Source organism: Hyphomonas oceanitis (assembly GCF_036964545.1).
Taxonomy (GTDB): Bacteria; Pseudomonadota; Alphaproteobacteria; order Caulobacterales; family Hyphomonadaceae; genus Hyphomonas; species Hyphomonas oceanitis.
Map to the genome: position 1 here is coordinate 316,874 of NZ_JBALTL010000003.1, position 18,098 is coordinate 334,971.

Annotated in this window: 19 protein-coding genes; 10 read left to right on the plus strand and 9 right to left on the minus strand. The window is 61.2% G+C overall.

What is annotated here, in order from left to right; translation table 11 throughout:
* Positions 1-61 precede the first annotated feature (61 nt).
* On the minus strand, positions 62-616 hold the full coding sequence (locus V7651_RS10765; RefSeq protein WP_035536664.1) for a DUF421 domain-containing protein: 555 nt from the start codon (positions 614-616) through the stop codon (positions 62-64).
* Between the two features lie 90 nt (positions 617-706).
* Here V7651_RS10765 and hisI point away from each other — a divergent pair, with 90 nt between their 5' ends.
* On the plus strand, positions 707-1,108 hold the full coding sequence (gene hisI / locus V7651_RS10770; RefSeq protein WP_335590161.1) for a phosphoribosyl-AMP cyclohydrolase: 402 nt from the start codon (positions 707-709) through the stop codon (positions 1,106-1,108).
* Between the two features lie 31 nt (positions 1,109-1,139).
* A complete protein-coding gene (locus V7651_RS10775) occupies positions 1,140-2,036 on the plus strand; it encodes an N-acyl homoserine lactonase family protein (protein ID WP_335590160.1) in 897 nt (298 codons plus the stop codon).
* Between the two features lie 4 nt (positions 2,037-2,040).
* Here the strand turns inward: V7651_RS10775 and V7651_RS10780 are convergent, their stop codons facing one another.
* From V7651_RS10780 to V7651_RS10790, 3 genes are all read right to left on the minus strand, one after another.
* Positions 2,041-3,294, minus strand: coding sequence for an NAD(P)/FAD-dependent oxidoreductase (locus tag V7651_RS10780; protein ID WP_335590159.1), 1,254 nt, complete (start codon positions 3,292-3,294; stop codon positions 2,041-2,043).
* 103 nt (positions 3,295-3,397) lie between these two features.
* Entirely contained in the window at positions 3,398-5,098 is a 1,701-nt protein-coding gene (locus tag V7651_RS10785) for an acyl-CoA dehydrogenase family protein (protein ID WP_335613201.1), read from the minus strand.
* 95 nt (positions 5,099-5,193) lie between these two features.
* Positions 5,194-6,006, minus strand: a complete 813-nt coding sequence (locus V7651_RS10790) for an SDR family NAD(P)-dependent oxidoreductase (RefSeq protein WP_335590157.1) — start codon at positions 6,004-6,006, stop codon at positions 5,194-5,196.
* A 187-nt stretch (positions 6,007-6,193) separates the two neighbouring features.
* Here V7651_RS10790 and V7651_RS10795 point away from each other — a divergent pair, with 187 nt between their 5' ends.
* Positions 6,194-8,716 carry a TonB-dependent receptor plug domain-containing protein gene (locus V7651_RS10795; RefSeq protein WP_335590156.1) on the plus strand — a complete coding sequence of 841 codons (2,523 nt, stop codon included), beginning with the start codon at positions 6,194-6,196 and terminating at the stop codon, positions 8,714-8,716.
* A gap of 78 nt (positions 8,717-8,794) precedes the next feature.
* On the opposite strand, the gene V7651_RS10800 is transcribed toward V7651_RS10795, so the two are convergent.
* Both V7651_RS10800 and V7651_RS10805 read right to left on the minus strand, forming a co-directional pair.
* The gene (locus V7651_RS10800) at positions 8,795-9,742 is read right to left on the minus strand and encodes a glutathione S-transferase (protein WP_335590155.1); all 948 of its coding nucleotides are present in this window, start codon (positions 9,740-9,742) and stop codon (positions 8,795-8,797) included.
* 78 nt (positions 9,743-9,820) lie between these two features.
* Positions 9,821-11,131, minus strand: coding sequence for an O-acetylhomoserine aminocarboxypropyltransferase (locus V7651_RS10805; protein WP_335590154.1), 1,311 nt, complete (start codon positions 11,129-11,131; stop codon positions 9,821-9,823).
* 146 nt (positions 11,132-11,277) lie between these two features.
* Between V7651_RS10805 and V7651_RS10810 the strand changes: the two genes are divergently transcribed.
* The 3 genes from V7651_RS10810 to V7651_RS10820 are packed head-to-tail and all read left to right on the plus strand — an operon-like array spanning position 11,278 to position 13,146.
* Complete coding sequence (locus V7651_RS10810; protein ID WP_335590153.1) at positions 11,278-12,162, plus strand: bifunctional helix-turn-helix domain-containing protein/methylated-DNA--[protein]-cysteine S-methyltransferase; 885 nt, start codon at positions 11,278-11,280, stop codon at positions 12,160-12,162.
* Between the two features lie 55 nt (positions 12,163-12,217).
* Positions 12,218-12,676 carry a hypothetical protein gene (locus V7651_RS10815; protein WP_156950394.1) on the plus strand — a complete coding sequence of 153 codons (459 nt, stop codon included), beginning with the start codon at positions 12,218-12,220 and terminating at the stop codon, positions 12,674-12,676.
* Positions 12,677-12,678: 2 nt separating this feature from the next.
* Positions 12,679-13,146 (plus strand): VOC family protein, encoded by a 468-nt coding sequence (locus tag V7651_RS10820; protein WP_418887145.1) that lies wholly within the window; start codon positions 12,679-12,681, stop codon positions 13,144-13,146.
* 12 nt (positions 13,147-13,158) lie between these two features.
* On the opposite strand, the gene V7651_RS10825 is transcribed toward V7651_RS10820, so the two are convergent.
* Positions 13,159-14,046: a hypothetical protein gene (locus V7651_RS10825; protein WP_335590151.1), complete on the minus strand. Its 888-nt coding sequence runs from the start codon at positions 14,044-14,046 to the stop codon at positions 13,159-13,161.
* A gap of 106 nt (positions 14,047-14,152) precedes the next feature.
* Between V7651_RS10825 and V7651_RS10830 the strand changes: the two genes are divergently transcribed.
* On the plus strand, positions 14,153-14,545 hold the full coding sequence (locus tag V7651_RS10830; RefSeq protein WP_035536679.1) for an MAPEG family protein: 393 nt from the start codon (positions 14,153-14,155) through the stop codon (positions 14,543-14,545).
* On the opposite strand, the gene V7651_RS10835 is transcribed toward V7651_RS10830, so the two are convergent.
* Together V7651_RS10835 and V7651_RS10840 are read right to left on the minus strand one after the other, a co-directional pair.
* Positions 14,542-15,072 carry a phosphoribosyltransferase gene (locus V7651_RS10835; RefSeq protein WP_035536681.1) on the minus strand — a complete coding sequence of 177 codons (531 nt, stop codon included), beginning with the start codon at positions 15,070-15,072 and terminating at the stop codon, positions 14,542-14,544. The two genes, V7651_RS10830 and V7651_RS10835, sit on opposite strands and share 4 nt — an antisense overlap.
* Entirely contained in the window at positions 15,069-15,809 is a 741-nt protein-coding gene (locus tag V7651_RS10840; RefSeq protein WP_035536682.1) for an MJ0042-type zinc finger domain-containing protein, read from the minus strand. Before V7651_RS10840 ends, V7651_RS10835 begins: the two co-directional genes overlap by 4 nt.
* A 64-nt stretch (positions 15,810-15,873) precedes the next feature.
* On the opposite strand from V7651_RS10840, the gene ftsE reads away from it, so the two are divergent.
* Genes ftsE through V7651_RS10855 form a run of 3 tightly spaced genes read left to right on the plus strand, consistent with a single transcriptional unit; the run spans position 15,874 to position 18,082 of the window.
* The gene (gene ftsE, locus V7651_RS10845) at positions 15,874-16,623 is read left to right on the plus strand and encodes a cell division ATP-binding protein FtsE (protein WP_034736529.1); all 750 of its coding nucleotides are present in this window, start codon (positions 15,874-15,876) and stop codon (positions 16,621-16,623) included.
* A 2-nt stretch (positions 16,624-16,625) separates the two neighbouring features.
* Positions 16,626-17,501, plus strand: a complete 876-nt coding sequence (locus V7651_RS10850; RefSeq protein WP_035536683.1) for a cell division protein FtsX — start codon at positions 16,626-16,628, stop codon at positions 17,499-17,501.
* Entirely contained in the window at positions 17,498-18,082 is a 585-nt protein-coding gene (locus V7651_RS10855) for a YdcF family protein (RefSeq protein WP_051624569.1), read from the plus strand. The genes V7651_RS10850 and V7651_RS10855 overlap by 4 nt, the downstream gene beginning before the upstream one ends.
* Positions 18,083-18,098: the final 16 nt, after the last annotated feature.

Consider the following 18,098-nt stretch of genomic DNA (forward strand, 5'->3'; position numbering starts at 1 on the left):
CGGTTTCCTCCGTTATTTTTTGCCACTCTAGACCGCATTCCGGCAAAAGGGCAGCGCGCGATTATGTCCGTATCGGCTCGGGCCTGTAATGCTCGGCGCCAATCACGCCTTCGAGCAAGTTTGCCGCGAGTGGCGTGTCGCCGCGCGCACGGTGAAGGACAGAAATATCGCCCGTCGTTTCCGCGACCGCCGCATCGACCTGTGAAAAGTCGAGCACGTTTGCCTCACGCAACTTGCCCAGGAGGTCGCTCTCGGTGATCTTCGCCTTGTTCATCTGGTCGCGCAGCATCTCGCCATTCGCCATGATGAGGCGCGGCTTGTTGTTGGTGCTACCTTCAAACTTATCTGAATAGACCCGCAATGCGGCGACACCCATCTGCAGCGCAAACAGCGCCGCAAGCGCGGCGATGCCCTGCGCCACGGGGGGATCCTTTGTCAGGATAACAGATGCCAATACGGAGCCGATCGACACCGTGACGGCGAAATCAAATCCACTCATTTTTGAGAAACTGCGCACGCCGGCCAGGCGCGTGAGGATGATCAGCGCCAGATACATCGCTGCTGCCGACGCAGCGATGAGCATTAGCGATCGCGGGCTTGAAACAAACCATTCCATTTTGCATTCCCCTTTTTCTCCTCACATAGCGTGCCATAGCGGCGCGGGTTCCGCTGGCGCGTCTGGCGGTCCTGAACTATGGAGGCGTACATGACCCACTATTCTCTCCCTCTCTCGGGCAGCGCACAGGACGAGACCCGCGAATTACGCCCCAGGTTCAATGCCGACGGCCTGATCGCGGCCATCGCGCAGGACGCCACCAGCGGCGAAGTGCTCATGCTGGCCTGGATGAATGCCGAGGCCCTTGCGGCGACAGTGTCGACCGGGCGGGCGACCTACTGGTCGCGTTCGCGCGGCGAGCTATGGGTAAAGGGCGATACGTCAGGCCATATTCAAGAAGTGGTCGAGGTTCGCGTGGATTGCGACCAGGACGCCGTTCTGCTGCGCGTAAACCAGACAGGCGGCGCCTGCCATACAGGCCGCGACAGCTGTTTCTATCGGGTGATCGCCCCGGACGGGCAGACGCTATCCCTCGACGCCAAAAACACCTAGTTTCTGCCCGACTCACCTGAAGGGGACGACAATGCGCCTGACACATTTGATGATTGCCGCGTCGACTGCGGCCGTGCTGGCGGCCTGTGCGCCGAAAGCGCCTGCGCCAGAAGCAGAAGCCGCTGCGCCCGAGGCGGAAGCCACCGTCGAAACAGTGGAGGCCGAAGCGCCGCTCCATGTCGACGTGCTCGATTGCGGCAAGCTTGAAGTCTCGGACATGGACGGCTTCTCGTCCGCGGGCGACTATGCGGGTCAAACCGATACGCTCGTTGATACGTGCTACCTTGTGCGCCATCCCAAAGGAATATTGCTTTGGGATCTCGGCCTGCCGGGCATGCTGGTCGGTAACGGCCCAGTGACGCAGGGCGTGTTCACTGTGTCGATGGATACGTCGCTGACAGAGCAGCTGGGCGCGCTGAACGTCGTGCCGTCTGAAATCGACTATGTCGCCATTTCCCACAGCCATTTCGATCATACCGGTCAGGTTGATCAGATTCAGGGCTCGACCTGGCTGGTGAACCAGAAGGAAAAGGACGCCATGTTCCCGCCCGATGGGTCCGCGCCTTATGACCCGAGCCTCGCGCCGACTTTCGCCATGTTCAGCCCGATGGAACAGCAACTGATTGATGACGAGTATGACGTGTTCGGCGACGGCACGGTCGTGATCTTCCAGACGCCCGGCCATACGCCGGGGCATTCTTCGCTGCAGCTGATGATGCCGGAAAGCGGCGCTGTCCTGCTGACGGGTGACCTCTATCACCGCAAGGAAAGCCGCGAACTGAAACGCGTGCCGCGCTTCAACTTTGATGAAGCTGAAACGCTGGTCTCAATGGATGCATTCGAAGCGCGCGCCGAACGTCTCGGCGCCAAGGTCATCATCCAGCACGAGCCGGATGATATCGAACCGCTAAAGGGCGAGATCCGCTAGGACTTCAGGGCGCGTCGGTATCGCTTGGAAAGGCGAAGATCGACGCGTCCGGGTCTGGCTTGCCTGCAATCGCTGCGGCAACGATTTCCGCTCCTATCACGCTGAAAGTGATACCATTGCCCCCAAATCCCATCAGGGCGTGGACATGGGAGTGTCCCGGAACGGGGCCAAGGAAGGGAAGGCCTGTGGTGGATTCGCCAAATGCTGCCGCCCAGCGATGGGCTGGCGGATAGAGCGAAACGCCCGTGAGTTTTTCGAACTTTTCGACCAGCGTTGCGGTCTTGCGTTGCAGCTTGGCCGCGTTCATGTGACCCGTCTCGAAAGGCTCGTCCTCCCCTCCGATAACGACATGCCCATCCGTGTGCGTGCGGAAATAAAGGTAGGGGTCGGATCCTTCCCAGACGATGTGATCGTCCAGCCAGCCGGGTAGCTTGCCGCGTGGCCGGGCCGCGATCGCCCAGGTCGATATGATCCGGTGCTCGCGGCTCTCAAGCGATTTCAGGAACTCATAGCCCGTGCAGAACACGGCATGGCCGCATGTCAGGATCTGGTCGTTTGACAGTGTGAGCGCCGCCTGAGCGCCTGTCGCCACGAAATCGCATACTTCCATTGGTGAAACGATTTCGAGCCCTGAATCCATCGCCCGGCGGAGCAGGCCGGCCGTTAGCTGCGCCGGGTCCGCCGAAGCGGACGGTTCGCTGAGCAGCGCGCCGGTACGGTCCATGCCATAGGTCTCCCGCAATTCCTGTGCGGGAATGAAGCGGGATGTCAGCCCGGCCGCCTCGCGAGCGGCCTGTTCCGTTTGGAGGGCGCGGAAACCGAATTCGTCCCCGGCAAGATAGAGCGCAGGCTTTTCCGTGTAGCCGCAGGGAATGTTTTCCAGTCGGACAATCTCGCCGAGCCGCTGAACCGCCTTTGCCGAGCGTTTCCAGGCCCGGCGCGCCTTGTCCTGTCCGATCATCTCCGACAGTTTGAACAGAGGCGTGTCGATCTCGTACTGGATCATTGCCGTGCTGGCCGGGGTGGAGCCTGTCACCGGGGGTCGGCGGTCGATCAACAAAACACGACGCTTCCCGTCGCACAAATGCCAGGCCGTCAGCGCGCCGCTGATGCCTGATCCGGCGATGATGACGTCATAGGTCGAATGCTTGGGTGTCTTGCGAACGGCAAGATTGGGTGCGCCATCTGCGAGCCAGAAGGGCTCGCCGGTGCGAAGGTCACGTTTTTCGGTTTCTGTCGTCGAATCTGTTTGCGCCATAAGGCCTCCCTTCGCGCGGGGGTCGGGAAGCTGCGCGCGAACGAGAGCAACGGGCAGAACGCAAACGGGTTCACGTCCTGCCCGCAATTATTTTCAGATCAGGTCAGTTGCCGCTTTCAAGAAGGCGGCGGGTAATGACCATGGCCTGCACCTCGCCTGCGCCCTCAAAGATGTTGAGGATGCGCGCATCGGCCAGCACGCGGCTGATCGGGTATTCGACAGCGAAGCCATTGCCGCCGTGGATCTGCAGCGCATTATCGGCAGCGGCCCATGCAACGCGGGCGGCGAGCAGTTTTGCCATGCCGGCTTCAAGGTCGCAGCGCTTGTCGGCATCCTTCTGGCGCGCCGAGAAATAGGTCAGCTGGCGCACGCCGATCAGTTCGGCGGCCATCATGACCAGCTTGTTCGAGACGCGCGGGAACGAGAAGATCGGGTGTCCGAACTGGTTCCGGTCCAGCGCATATTGCAGGCCAATCTCGAACGCGTTCTGTGCCACGCCAATGCCTCGTGCAGCCGTCTGGATGCGGGCGCTTTCGAATGTCGCCATCAGCTGGCGGAAGCCCTGGCCCTCGACACCGCCGAGCAGGTTTTCCGATTTCACACGGAAATCGTCAAAGCCGATCTCGTATTCCTTCATGCCGCGATAACCGATCACCTCGATCTCGCCGCCGGTCATGCCGGTGGCAGGGAAGGGGTTGGCATCGTCGCCGCGCGGCTTTTCAGCCAGGAACATCGACAGGCCGGAGAAATTGTTCGTAGCCGGATCGGTACGGGCCAGCACTGTCATCACATCGGCGCGGACCGGGTGGGTGATCCATGTCTTGTTGCCGGTGATGGCGTATTCGCTGCCGTCCTCGGTTTCTACGGCGCGTGTGCGCAGGCTGCCAAGGTCTGAGCCGGTGTTCGGTTCGGTGAACACGGCGGTCGGCAGGATTTCGCCGCTGGCAATCTTGGGCAGCCATTGGGTTTTCTGGTCGTCCGTGCCGCCAATCAGGATCAACTCGGCTGCAATCTCGCTGCGTGTGCCGAGCGAGCCGGTGCCGATATAGCCACGCGAAAGTTCTTCGGAGACGACACACATGGCGATCTTGCCCATGCCAAAGCCGCCGAATTCTTCCGGGATGGTCAGGCCGAACACGCCAAGCTCAGCCATCTCGCTGACAACATCCATCGGGATATAGTCATTGCGGATATGCCAGCCATGGGCGTGTGGCTTGATCTTGTCGCTGGCGAATTTCGCGAATTGTTCGCGGACCATGCTCATGGTCTCGTCGAGGCCGGTCTCTTCCACCGTGTTGCGGCTGAGCGCATCCGGCAGCAATTTTGCTGCGGCGGCCATCGAGGCGGTTGTCTTGCCCTCAAGCACAAGGCGCTTGATGACGGCCGTTTCGAACAGCGCGTCAGCTTCTTTCAGCGTGCCCAATTCGTGCGGACGGATCGTCTCGCCCTGGTTCATCGGGATTCCGCTGACGATCTGCGCGAGGTATTCGCTGAACAGGATTTGCGAGAGGAGCGCTTCGACCTCACCGAACTTGCCTTCAGAGTCGATGCGTGAGGCCCATTCGGATGTCTGGCGGAGGGTTTCGAGATAGGTTGCGAGCCATGCCAGGCCGTGCGCCATGTGCTGCTGGCGCTCCAGCGCCTTGCGGTCAGGTTTGCCATCGGCCGTTTTCAGCTGCTTGCCGGCGGCCAGTGTGGCGGCATCGACATAGGCTTCAAGCGCCATGACGGCGTCGGCCATGGCGGGCAAAAGCCCTGTCATGACTGGGGATTGTTCAAGTGTGTCGCCTGCAGCGCCGTCCATAATATCCTCCACGATCTCTGGTCGTTTTGCTTAGTATAGTGCGATACAGGCAAGAGTCATGGCCAGATTGTGCGGTGCAACAACGCAGGCCAGCTTTAAGTGTCCATTCGCCGATAGCGTTTAGACTGGGCGCTGACCATGGCCCGTCCCAGCGATTCGGGCAGGATGCGTGTGAGCGTGGCCAGCGCCTTGTTTGCGCTGCCGGGCACGACAACCGGCTGGCCGCGATTGACCGCGTCGATCCCGGCCTTCACGACGGGGGCCGCCTCCATCCACATCCATTTCGGCATCTTGTTCGTGTCCTCGCGCGTGCCGTTCACATCGTGGAACTCGCTCCAGGTGAAGCCGGGGCAGAGCGCCGTGCAGTGGATGTCCGTCTGGCCGGTGGCGGCGCATTCGGCATTCAGGCTCTCCGTGAACTTGATCATCGCGGCCTTGACGCTTCCGTAAAGCGTATGCCCCGCGCTGCCAGCGGCATAGCCGGCCAGCGAGGCGACATTGATGATGCGGCCATAGCCACGCTCTGCCATCCCGGGCAGCACCTTGTGGGCCAGCTCAACCGGCGCCGTGTAGAGCACGCGTATGAAATCAGCCTGCTCCTCCCATGACGTGTTGAAGAATGTGCCGGGCAGGCCGTAGCCCGCATTGTTCACAAGCGCGTCCACATGGCGCCCCTTCGCTTCCAGTGCGGCGAGGATCGCATCCACCGCCTCTGGCTTGGCGAGATCTTCGGCAATCGTGATCGCAGATATCCCGTGGGCGCTTTCCAGCTCCTTGGCCAGGGCCTCAAGCCGGTCGGTGCGGCGCGCTGTCAGCGCCAGGTCCCAGCCAAGCGCCGCATACTGACGGGCAAACTCGGCGCCGATACCTGCGGAGGCGCCCGTGATCAGACAAAGTCTTCGTGCCATCGGAGATACTTTCGCGTGAGTATGACAGGAGTGTCATAATTACAACATGCCCGGCGGAAAACGCTACGTCCACTTGTGATTTATCCGGGGATGTCCACTCTCTGTTTAGATTCAAAGCCCAAAGCCGGGTCAGCTTCAAGTGGTCTCCCAATGCCGGGAACCACGTTCGTCAAGGAGGACTACTATCGTGCAGTTCAAAACTGTTCTGCGTACGGCTGCAGCCGCTGCTGTCATCGCATCCATAACCGCACCTGCGATCGCCCAGGAAGAAACGGCGCCCGAGGCTGACCGCCAGCTCGAGACTGTCGTTACGCTGGGCACACGCGTTGCCAACCGTTCCGCTCTTGATACAGCCGTTGCTGTCGACATCGTGTCGTCTGCCACGCTCGAGAAAATCGGTATCGGCGAACTGAACCAGGCCCTGTCGGTCCAGCTCCCCTCTTTCAACTTCCCACGCCCCGCTCTCAATGACGGTACGGACTCGGTTCGCCCGGCTTCGCTTCGTGGCCTCGGCCCGGACCAGACACTGGTTCTCGTCAACGGCAAGCGCCGTCACATGGCGTCTCTGGTCAACGTAAACGGATCAATCGGCCGTGGATCGTCAGCTGTCGACCTGAATACGATTCCAACCATGGCTGTCTCCGGTATTGAAGTCCTGCGCGACGGTGCCTCGGCCCAGTACGGCTCTGACGCCATCGCCGGCGTGATCAACGTCAATCTGCGCGAAGCGGCTGAAGGCGGCGCGGCCGAAGTCAGCTATGGCTGGCGCGAAACCGAATATAGTGTGCCTGTGGGAACTCCCGCAACGGTTGGCGGAACGCCCGTCATCTCTGCGCCAGCCCAGATTCAGCGCGACCGCTCTGATGGTCACGTCGTTACACTGTCTGGATGGAAAGGCTTCCATCTCGGCGAAGATGGCTATCTGACGATCTCGGCAGAGGTCAAAGATCAGCAGCATACAGAGCGGTCGGGTTATGATGTTCGCCAACAATATCCCGATGTCGGTGGGCAGCCCAATCCGGGTGAGGCTGTTATCAATCGCTTCAATGGCTGGACGGGTGAGCCAGAGCTCGAACAGGCCACGGTCTTTGCAAATGCGGGTTATGACCTCACGAATGGCGTGGAGCTCTATGGTTGGGCCAGCTATCAAAACCGTGACACGAGTTCCGCTGGCTTCTACCGTCGGGCGCTGGACTCGCGTAACGTCATCGAGATCTATCCCAACGGCTTCCTTCCTCTGATTTCACCTGAAACGACCGATGCTTCGGTTGCGGGTGGCGCTCGTTTTGAGGCGGCAGGCTGGGATATGGATGCGTCCGTCGTTTACGGCTCAAACGAGATGCAATTCACCATTGAGAATACGCTCAATGCGTCCATTGGGCCGTCGTCCAAGACGTCATTTGATGCTGGCGGCTTCAAATACAGCCAGGTCGTCGGCAACCTCTCGGCCGTGAAAGGCTTCGCCGTTGATGGACTTGCGTCTGATCTGAACGTCGCGTGGGGCATCGAAGCGCGCCAGGAAATGTATGAGATCAATGCGGGCGAACCTGATAGCTACCGTTATGGTGGGGTCATTCTTCCAAACGGAAACGCGGCGTCAGCAGGCAGCCAGGTATTTCCTGGTTTCCAGCCTAAGAATGAAGTCGATGAAGATCGCACTGCCGTAGGCGCCTACCTGGATCTCGAAGCAAATGTGACGGATGAATTGCTGGTCTCGGGTGCTGTGCGTGTTGAATCCTATTCAGACTTCGGTGAAACGGTCACCGGAAAACTGGCGGCGCGTTATGATTTCAACGATGCGTTTGCATTGAGGGGCTCCATCCAGAACGGCTTCCGTGCACCTTCTCTGCAGCAGCAGTACTTCCAGACCACTTCGACCAACTTCAACGCTCAGGGCGTTCCGTTCGATGTGACGACATTCCCGGTTACAGACCCTGTCGCTCGCGCTTTGGGTGCTCAGGACCTGAAAGCAGAAGAGTCGGTCAACTATTCGATTGGTGCCGTGTACCGCTCGGGCGGGTTTAACCTGACGGTTGATGCCTATCGTATTGATGTGAACGACCGGATCGTCCTGTCTGAAAACCTGGGTACGAGCCCAGGCAATGCGGCATCGGATGCCGTCACTGCCTATCTTGCGTCGCAAGGCTTTGCCGGAGCCGCAGGCCGTTTCTTCCTGAACGGTGTGGATACAGAGACGACGGGTATCGACATTGTGTCGAGCTATGCTTTTGGGGAAACCGAAGTTGGCCGCTTTACAGCCACCTTGGGCGCCAACTTCAACTCGACTGACGTGACAGCCGTGCCTGAAGTGCCGACGCTTTCTGCCCTTAGCCCAGCTCCAACACTGTTTGGACGCGTGAATGTGAAAACGTTTGAAGAAGGAACGCCTTCGGACAAGTTCACCGCTTCACTTGATTGGGAAAAAGACGCATTTGGCGTGACGTTCAGAGCCGTGCGTTATGGCGAAGTGCTGGTGCCCGATTCCAATGCGGCGAACGACTATACGATCGACCCAGCCACCATTATCGATCTCGAGGGCCGTTACACCTGGAACGAGCGCGTAACCCTGTCACTTGGTGCGGACAACCTGTTCGACGAGTATGGTACGCCTTCGCCGTTCAACGGCACCGGCAACACGCCGTTCTCCGGTTACATTCCATACGGCAGCTCGGGCCGCTTCGTGTACGTCAAGGCTGGCGTGAAGTTCTAGTCCCGGACAATCCGTCCACAATCAAACGCCGCCCCCGAAAGAGGGCGGCGTTTTTCTTTTTCGCTATATTGTAATTGCTCAGACCCGGCGCACGAGGAATCCGGCGCGCGGGAAGTGGACATGGATCGTCTCGGCTTCCGGTGATGTGCGCTGCAAGATGATGCGCTGGGCGTCCGCATGGACGAGTTCGCCTTCCACCCAGACCTGACCATAATCGTCGGGCGCAACGGCGACCGGGTCTCCCGGTGAAAAGCCCTGAGGCTCACTCTTCGTCGTTGCGGAGACAAGCCTTGGCGCGGCGGCCTTGCCGATGGCCAGCGCTTCAGCCGACGTGATCGTTTCCGGTTCCTGGCCTTCTGTCTCGGTAAGCCGGTCATACCAGGCCCGTGTCAGCGGCGCGTTCTCGAGGCATTCATTGGCAAAGTCCGGCACCGTATTCATCATGAACCAGACATTCATGTAGGCATGGACGTCGACAAAACCGGGCTTGGCGCCGATCAGGTAAATGCCGGCCCCTGCGCCCTTGCCGGCCTGCAGGCGCTCTTCAATCAGCATAAGCCGCGCGCGCCACTGGTCGCGCATCATCGGCGCTACCTGTTTCATGCCTTCAGTGTCGAAAGGCCGGCCTGACAGCGCTTCGCGGTCTTTCTTGAAGGCTTCGGGCACCGTGTCTGCCCGCTCGCCAAAGATGATTGCGACCGACGACTGGAACCAGCGCGAATCCGCCCAGCCCGCGACCATCTGGCCAAGGCCCTCATGGCCCGGTGTGCGCAGCGAAACCGTCGCGAACCGCGACTCCAGTTCGCGCAGGATAATCGCCGTGTCGCAATAAATGTCTGCGCCGATCTGCATCACCGGCGTGCGGCGATAGCCACCCGTCAGCGGCATCAGGTCGGGCCGCGGCATGATCACCGGAATCTCCACGCGCGAATAGGCGAGGTTCTTCAGTTTCAGCGTCAGGCGAACCTTCTCCGCGAAGGGAGAGGTTGGATATTCATGCAGGATAATGCTGCGGGCGTCTGCCATGGGCTGGTTGCCTTCCCAGTTTGACCAAACGGCTACATTGCAGGCGTTCAGGCAAACAGGGAAGGCTTTTCTTGGCCGCTACAGGGCCGCCAGCGCCTGGTCGAGATCTGCAATGATATCGGCAGCATCCTCGATACCGACCGACAGGCGAACCGTGTCTGGCGCGGCGCCCGCAGCGGTTTTCTGGGCATCGCTCAGCTGGCTGTGCGTGGTTGACGCCGGGTGAATGATCAGCGAGCGCGTGTCGCCGATATTGGCGAGGTGGCTGAACAGTTTCACGCCTTCGACCAGCTTCACGCCTGCCGCATGTCCGCCCTTCAGGCCGAAGGTGAACACAGCGCCTGCGCCCTTGGGCAGGTAGGTTTTGGCGAGGTCATTATGCGGGTCTCCGGCGAGGCCTGCATAGCGCACCCAGCTCACCTTTTCGTGGCCCTGAAGGTGGGTCGCCACTTTCAGCGCGTTGGCGCAATGGCGCTCCATGCGCAGCGGCAGCGTCTCGCAGCCCGTCATGATCAGGAAGGCATTCATCGGCGACATGGCCGGGCCAAGGTCGCGCAGCGAGAAGGCTCGCGCCGCAATGGCAAAGGCAATATTCACATTGGCGCCATCCGGGCCCAGCGGCAGGGCGCCGAAGGCCTCACCGAACACCATGTCATTGTAGTAGGATTGCGGGCTGGCCATGGTCGGGAACTTGTCCTTGTGGGCCAGCCAGTCGAAATTGCCGCCATCGATCACCATGCCGCCGATCGAGTTGCCATGGCCGCCAATGAACTTGGTCAGGCTCTCAACGATAATATTGGCGCCATGCTCCAGCGGCCGGCACAGATAAGGCGATGCCATCGTATTATCGACCATGTAGGGCAGGCCATGGCGCTGCGCGATATCGGCAATCGCCTTCATGTCGGTGACGAGACCGCCCGGATTGGCGAGGCTCTCGGTGAAAATCACGCGCGTCTTGTCGTCGATAGCCGCCTCGAACGCCGCGACATCGTCAATATCGACGAACTTCACGCCCCAGCCGAACTTCTTGAACGCATGCGAGAGCTGGTTGATCGAGCCGCCATAAAGCTGGCGCGCCGCGACGATATTCGCGCCCGGCTCCATCAGCACATGGAAGGCCAGCAGCTGCGCCGCGTGGCCCGATGCCGTCGCAACGCCCATCGTGCCGCCTTCAAGGTCAGCGATGCGGGCTTCCAGCGCGCCGGTCGTCGGATTGCCGAGACGGGTATAGATGTTGCCGAACTCCTGCAGCGCGAAGAGGTTCGCGGCGTGCTCGGCATCGCGGAAGACAAAACTGGTTGTCTGGTGGATCGGCTGGGCGCGCGATCCCGAAACCGGATCCGGTGCCGCTCCGGCATGGATGGCGCGTGTTGAAAAGCCCTGGGTCATCTGTTTCTCCCTGTCTGGATAGTGTTTGCGTGTCTTGTAGCGCTTTGGCGGCATCTGCACAGGCATAGAAGCTAAAAGCTCGGTTCAGCCGCCCCCGGCGCAAGAAACGGGTGGCAGCCCCGGTTCGCGCAAGGCACATTGGTCTCATGACAACGACATGCACCCCCCTTGATGAACGCGCCATCGCCTATGAGCGGATGGCCCACGCGCTTGATCACCTCGGCGACACCTGGCGCGACTGGCCGGACCTTGCCAGCGTCGCGGCAGCCATGAATCTCTCGCCCAGCCATTTCCAGCGCGAATTCACCCGCTGGGCAGGCGTCAGTCCGAAACAGTTCCAGGCCGCCCTCGCTCATGGCGCGGCGGGCGACTTGCTGCGCGAGGGCGCCAGCGTACTGGACGCGGCTTTCGAGACGGGCCTCTCGGGACCGGGACGTCTTCACGATCTTTTTATCGCCCATGAAGGCCTCACGCCCGGCGAGGCAAAGTCCGGCGGGGCAGGGGCTGATCTCATCATCGGAAGGGCGCCGACGCCCTTTGGCGAGGGGGCCTGGCTGATCGGTGCGCGAGGACTTGTTGCCCTTGGCTTCATCGACGAAGGCGCGCCCACACGCACAGGCTTTGAACATCAGGGTGTCGGCGAAAAACAGGCCTTCACCGATCTCACATCCCGCTATCCCGGCGCCGATATACGCCGTGATGACGGTGAAGCCGCCAGGTTCGCGCGCCGCGTGTTCGAGTCCGGCGAGCCGCTGCCGGTCGCGCTCTATGGCACGCCTTTCCGGCGCCAAGTCTGGCGCGCGCTGCTGGAAATCCCGGCCGGCACGACGCAGACCTATGGCCAGCTCGCCTGCGCGGCGGGCAGCCCGAAAGCCGCCCGCGCGGTCGGCGCCGCAGTGGGGGCAAACCCGATCAGCTGGTTCATTCCCTGTCACCGGGCCCTTGCAGCCGACGGCCGTCTCCATAACTATCATTGGGGTGTGGCGCGCAAACGTGCCATGCTTACCTATGAACGCGCCCATGCCGCCTGACAGGCCATTGGGTAGACGGCGCCATGCCGCATGACCCGGGCCTGCCAGTCTTTCCATGTTGCCTATGACACTGCTCTTCGTCGCGCTTCTTGCTTGGGGGCTTCACCTTGCTTGGCGCTGGAAATCCGCGCGCGATTTCGCCCCTGAAGTGCTTGCTGCCCGCAAGGAAGCCGGCGAAATCCCCGCTGATGTCACTGACGCCGAATTCACAGACCTTTACTTGCGCAGTGAAGGCCCGCGATCGGCGACCTATTTCTTTGTCTGCGCGACAATCGTGTCGGTCCTGATCGCGCCCTTCGTGGCGGCGTTCAACATGGTTTGGGGCCTGCTCTGGCAGGCGTCCGGCGGCTCGCCCGTTTTCGAGACCGGCACGCTGATCCACACATTTTCCGTTTTCCTCGGCATCATGGCCTTCATGATCGTGCTGCTCGCGGTCGCGATGCGGCGCTATTACGCCCTGATGCCGCCCAATCTGAAACAGGTCGTGCGCGACCTGAATGGAGGCCTCACTTGAGCATTGAATACCTGCACACGATGGTGCGCGTCGCGGATATCGATGCCGCGCTCAAATTCTACTGCGACGGCCTCGGCCTCGAACAGGTGCGTCGTGTCGACAGCGAGCAGGGCCGCTTCACGCTGGTCTTCCTTGCCTCGCCCGCGGACGTGAAACGCCTCGGTGGCATCGCGCCGGATGCCAACCCGACGCAGGTCAATATCCCGATGGTGGAGCTGACCTATAATTGGGATCCGGAAGCCTATCAGGGCGGCCGTAATTTCGGCCACCTCGCCTATATGGTCGATGATATCTATGAAGCCGTCGAACGCCTCGCCGCGCAGGGCGTGACGATCAATCGCCCGCCCCGCGATGGTCACATGGCGTTCATCCGGTCACCGGACGGTATCTCGGTCGAACTGCTCCAGAAGGGCGACCGCAAAGCGCCCAAGGAGCCGTGGGCCAGCGCAGAGAATATCGGCGTCTGGTAGATGTGTGCTGGGTCAGCAGCCGCAGTCGAAGCCTGACGTAAGCACCGCCACCACGGTTCCGTCTGGCTTTCTGAAGGGCATGTAGACCGTTCGGATCGGGTCGCTTGTCAGCCTGCTCGCATCATTGCCATAGATAGCCAGGACTTCGGCCGGCCAGTTCCACGAGGACAGAGCGGCCTTTTCTTCCAGTTCGAACCAGACACTTCCGTCCGCCACGGTGACCACATCCGTCACACGATATATGAACCCGGAATGCACCTCCATCTGAAGCAGTGCCGCTTCGTCATGCGGGTGGCCCGCCAGGACTTTGTCGCGGAAAGCATCCTGAGCAGGTCCGCGATTGGATGGCGGCTGAGTCTCTGCACCCGCTGCGGCCTGCGCATAAAGGACATCGGACGATATGCCTCCCTCATAACCGACCGCTGATTTCCCATCATATACTGAAGGTTCAAAATAGGTCGGAACGCCACGCGCCAAATGGTCGGACTGGACCCATCGGGTCTCTCCTGTCTTGAGCTCTAGCGCCGCCATCTGGCCTTCAACAGCAAAGACGAGCGGCGAGAAGTATTCGGAGACGGGATGGCCGATCTTGGCCTCTTCATCGGTGAAAATGTGTCCGGTTTCGATGACGTTGTCGCTGCGCACATGCTGGAAGTTCTGGCAGTCGTCCAGCCGGGTGGGCCCGACGGGCATCGGGCCATCAAAACTGATGATCCGGCAGATGTCTTGGTCATGCGAAGCCGCAGACAGATCGGTATCTTCAGACATCATCGGGCCATACGGGATCACGTAACCGATGGCCTTAGTGCCGATCATGCCAATTTCATGATTGCAGAACGTATCGGCGGCGGCCCTGCCGTAAAGACTGAGGATGAGGGCCGATAGCAGGACGCGTTTCATGCGCCCAGATTACCGCTTAGGTCTGTGGCCGTCGTTAATTTCCGAACGGAATGTTTTGCAGTTCCTGCAACTGACGATAAGCCATCCCATAAAGGGAGAACTATCCATGACCGCATTTGCCGCTGCAACACTCTATATCGGGCTTTTTGGCCTGCTCATGCTTGCTTTGAAGATGAATGTCGGGCGCGTGCGTACGTCCGAGAAAGTCGGCTTTGGCGACGGCGCCAATGAGGCACTCCAGCGCGCGATCCGGGTTCAGGGCAACGCTGTCGAAGATGTGCCGGTCGTCCTGTTGGGGCTGCTGGGACTGGCCGGGCTTGCGGCGCCAACGCTGCTGATCCACGTACTCGGCGCCACTTTCCTGCTCGGCCGCGTCTTGCACGCCATCGGTCTCGGTGGCTCGTCAGGCAGCAGCTTCGGCCGTATGGTCGGTACGCTGCTCAGCGTGATCGTCATGCTGGTAACGGCTGGTGCCTGTATCTGGTACGCGCTGACCTAGTCCAGCGCGCCGATATAGGGCAGGCCGCGATACTTGCCCGCATCGTCCATGCCATAGCCGACAAGGTAACGCCCCGGGGAATCGAAGGCGCAGAAGTCAACGCCGTCCTCGCCGCGGGGGGCCCATGGCTTCTGCGTCAGTGCGCACGTGATCACCTGGCGTGCGCCCTTGGCCAGCAGGTGTGCCTTGGCAAAGGCCAGCGTGCGGCCCGTGTCAAACACATCATCCAGCAACAGCACGCCGCGCCCCTCGACCGATCGGCCAAGATCGGCGCGCACGACGACACGGCCCGAGCTTTCGCGGGCATCGCGATAGCTCTCCAGCCAGATCACATCCAGAACCGGGTGAATGTCGCGCCGGGCCAGCGCCTTCATCAGGTCTGACGTAAACGGCGTTGCCCCGATCAGGATGGACACGGCCGACCAGTCGCCCTGCAGGCTGGGCGCAAGCGCATCGGCCAGCTCTTCAATGCGGGCCATCAGCTCATCCTCGGTGACGAGGACTTCAATCGGGGGCATTTCAGTCATTCCGTCGGGCTTTCGGCATCGGACGCTGCCAGATCGGGGGCAGTTTCGTCGGTTGGGGAAGCTGTCTCCGGCGTGGGCTCGGGTTCAGGCGGCACATCGGCGCGGTCAACGAAGGACAGCTCGATCTCGAAACTCTCCATCGGTGCCTGCTCGAGCACGATCTTGAATTCGCCAGTGGCCCCGGCGTTCAGCTCAGCCGGCGTCACGCTACCATATTTCAGGGCGACTTCCTTGCCGCGCTCGTCCATCAGGCCAACGCGCACCGCCGGCGTTTCCACCGTGCTGCGCGCCACATTTATCACTTTGCCCGACACAGTCACGACCGGGATCGTGTCATTGAACGTCCGGCTGCGCTCGATATCGCTGAATTCCAGCCCGAAACGGTTCACCGAGAAGCCGACCCGCTTGTAGGCCGTTGCCGATTCCGGCCAGACCTTCACAACGTCATTGCGGAAAATGATGGCGGCGAGGCCCAGCGTGAAAAACACGGCAGCCGTTACGATCCACGACACCAGGGCGGCAAACCGGCTCTTGCGGCGGCGCTGCTCGCGCACCCGTTCCCGGTACACTTCATGCGCTGCCGGTGCGGCGGCTGCAGGCTCATGCCCGGGCAAGCCTTGCGGGTTCACGAACCAGCTATGACCGCAGGTTGCGCAGGTTACGGTTCGCCCGCTTTCACCGATTGTTGAGTCATCGGCGAAATACTGGGTCTCACACGAGGGACAGGTGAGGATCATGACTTGGTCTTTCCCGCAATTCGCCCCATTAAAACCAATAGCCTGAGCTGACAGGCAGGAGCCCATGACCCATCCACGACACGACCTCTTTGAAGATGTCGCCGTTCGATTAGATTCGGTATCGCTCCGCTATGACACTTCCGAAGACATACTTAGCGATATTGATCTCGTCCTGAAACCCGGCTCGTTCAGCTTCCTGACGGGTGCCTCGGGCGCTGGCAAGACAAGTCTTCTGAAACTTCTGTATCTCGCCCTGAAACCCAGCAAGGGTGAAGTCAGCCTGTTTGGCCGTCCCACCAGCAATCTCACGCGCGATCAGCTCTCCGCCCTGCGCCGCAGGGTTGGCGTGGTTTTCCAGGAATTCCGGCTTCTGGAGCATCTCTCGGCCTATGAGAATGTGGCGCTCCCCTTGCGCGTGCTGGGCCGCCGCGAGGCGGATTACCGCGCCGATGTTGAGGAATTGCTCGCCTGGGTCGGCCTCGGCCAGCGTCTCCACGCCAAGCCGCCGACACTTTCGGGCGGCGAACAGCAGCGCGTCGCCATTGCCCGCGCCGTCGTGACGCAGCCTGATATCCTCATCGCTGACGAGCCAACGGGCAACGTTGACCCGGAAATGGGCACGCGCCTGATGCGGCTCTTTCTGGAACTGAACAAACGGCGCCAGACCACAGTGATCATCGCCACGCACGATCTCGGCCTTGTTCGCCAGGTCGAAGCCCCCGTCTACCGGCTGACTAATCGCCTCCTCGTACAGGATGTCGAGTTTGGCGGGCAGGCGGCGCGGCGGCGCACAGATCCCGGATTGGGGGGCTGACCATGCCACGCGTGAAGGAAACACCGCTCCTGCCGGTCGAGGATGTGCGCGAAGCCGCGCTATTCTTTGTCGTTGGCGCCCTCTGCTTCCTGGCGGCGCTGGCGGCCCTCTCGGCCAAGTCGACCTATGGCGCGGCAAAGAGCTGGACGGCCGAAGTGCAGGGCGAACTCACCGTCAGCCTGCCGGATGCCGACAGGCGCGGCGCTGATGACGCCGCCAAGATCATCCGCGAGATCGAGGGCGTGCGGGAAGTGCGCGTCTTCTCCAAGGAAGAGATCGACGCCCTGCTGGAGCCCAATTTCGGCAGCCGCGGCCTGCCTGACAGCCTGCCGCTGCCACAACTGGTCGCCGTCAAGGCAGACCCGAATGCACCCGACATGGGCCCCACGATTGCCCGCAAACTCACAGAGGCCGGTATTGCCAGCGCCGTGGATGAACATGCCGACTGGGCCGGCGATGTCCGCCGCGTGCTGGCCATTGCCCGCATGACGGCCATGATCGCGGTCGCGCTCCTCGTCTCCACAGCTGTTGCCGTCATTGCCTTTGCGACCCACGCGGCGCTGCTGGCCCGGCGTGATATCGTCGATGTGCTCCACCTTGCAGGTGCCCGCGACCGGTTCATTGCAGGCCTGTTCGAGCGGCGCTTCTGGGTGCTCGGTCTTCGGGCGGGTTCTGTCGGCGCGCTCATGGCGCTCGGTGCGGCCGCGCTGATGATCTTTACTGTACAGGCGCATGGCGGTCGGTCCGGTCTTCTGCCAGAGCTCAGCCTCGACTTCTTCGACCTCGTCATTCTCGTGATCACGCCCGTCATTGCTGGCTTTGCTGCCCGCCTTGCAGCCCGCATAACCGTGATCCGCGCGCTGAAAGGCGTCATGTGAAACGCAGCTCCACTTCTCGCTCCCTCGGAATCCTGCCCGCCCTCTTCTTTGTGGCGCTGGCCGGAATCACGTTCGATTTCTTCGCCTTCGCCAATCGCGCGGCCGAATCGGTCCCGGCCATTGCGCATGAAGCAGATGGCGTTGTCGCCCTTACGGGCGGGTCCGGCATGCGGATCGCAGCGGGCGTGGACCTCGTCACAGCCGGTCGCGGTGAGCGCCTGCTCATTTCCGGCGTCAATCCTGATGTCGGCATGGACGATCTGATCACGCTGGCCGGCGGCGCGCCTGAAACCTATGCCTGCTGCGTCGATATTGGCTATCAGGCTGAAACGACCATCGGCAATGCCGAGGAAACCGCCGCCTGGGCCTATGAACACGGCTATACGCGCCTGATTATCGTAACTTCCGACTATCATATGCAGCGCAGCCTGCTTCTGCTGCACCGCGCCATGCCCGATCTCGAGCTGGAGCCATATCCTGTCAGGACCGTGGTGGATCCGTCTGCGGTCCTGCGCGATCCCAAGTCGTTTCGCGGCGTACTGACAGAATGGGCAAAGTGGCGGGTGACGGCACTCGGCTGAGGGTCTAAACCTCCCC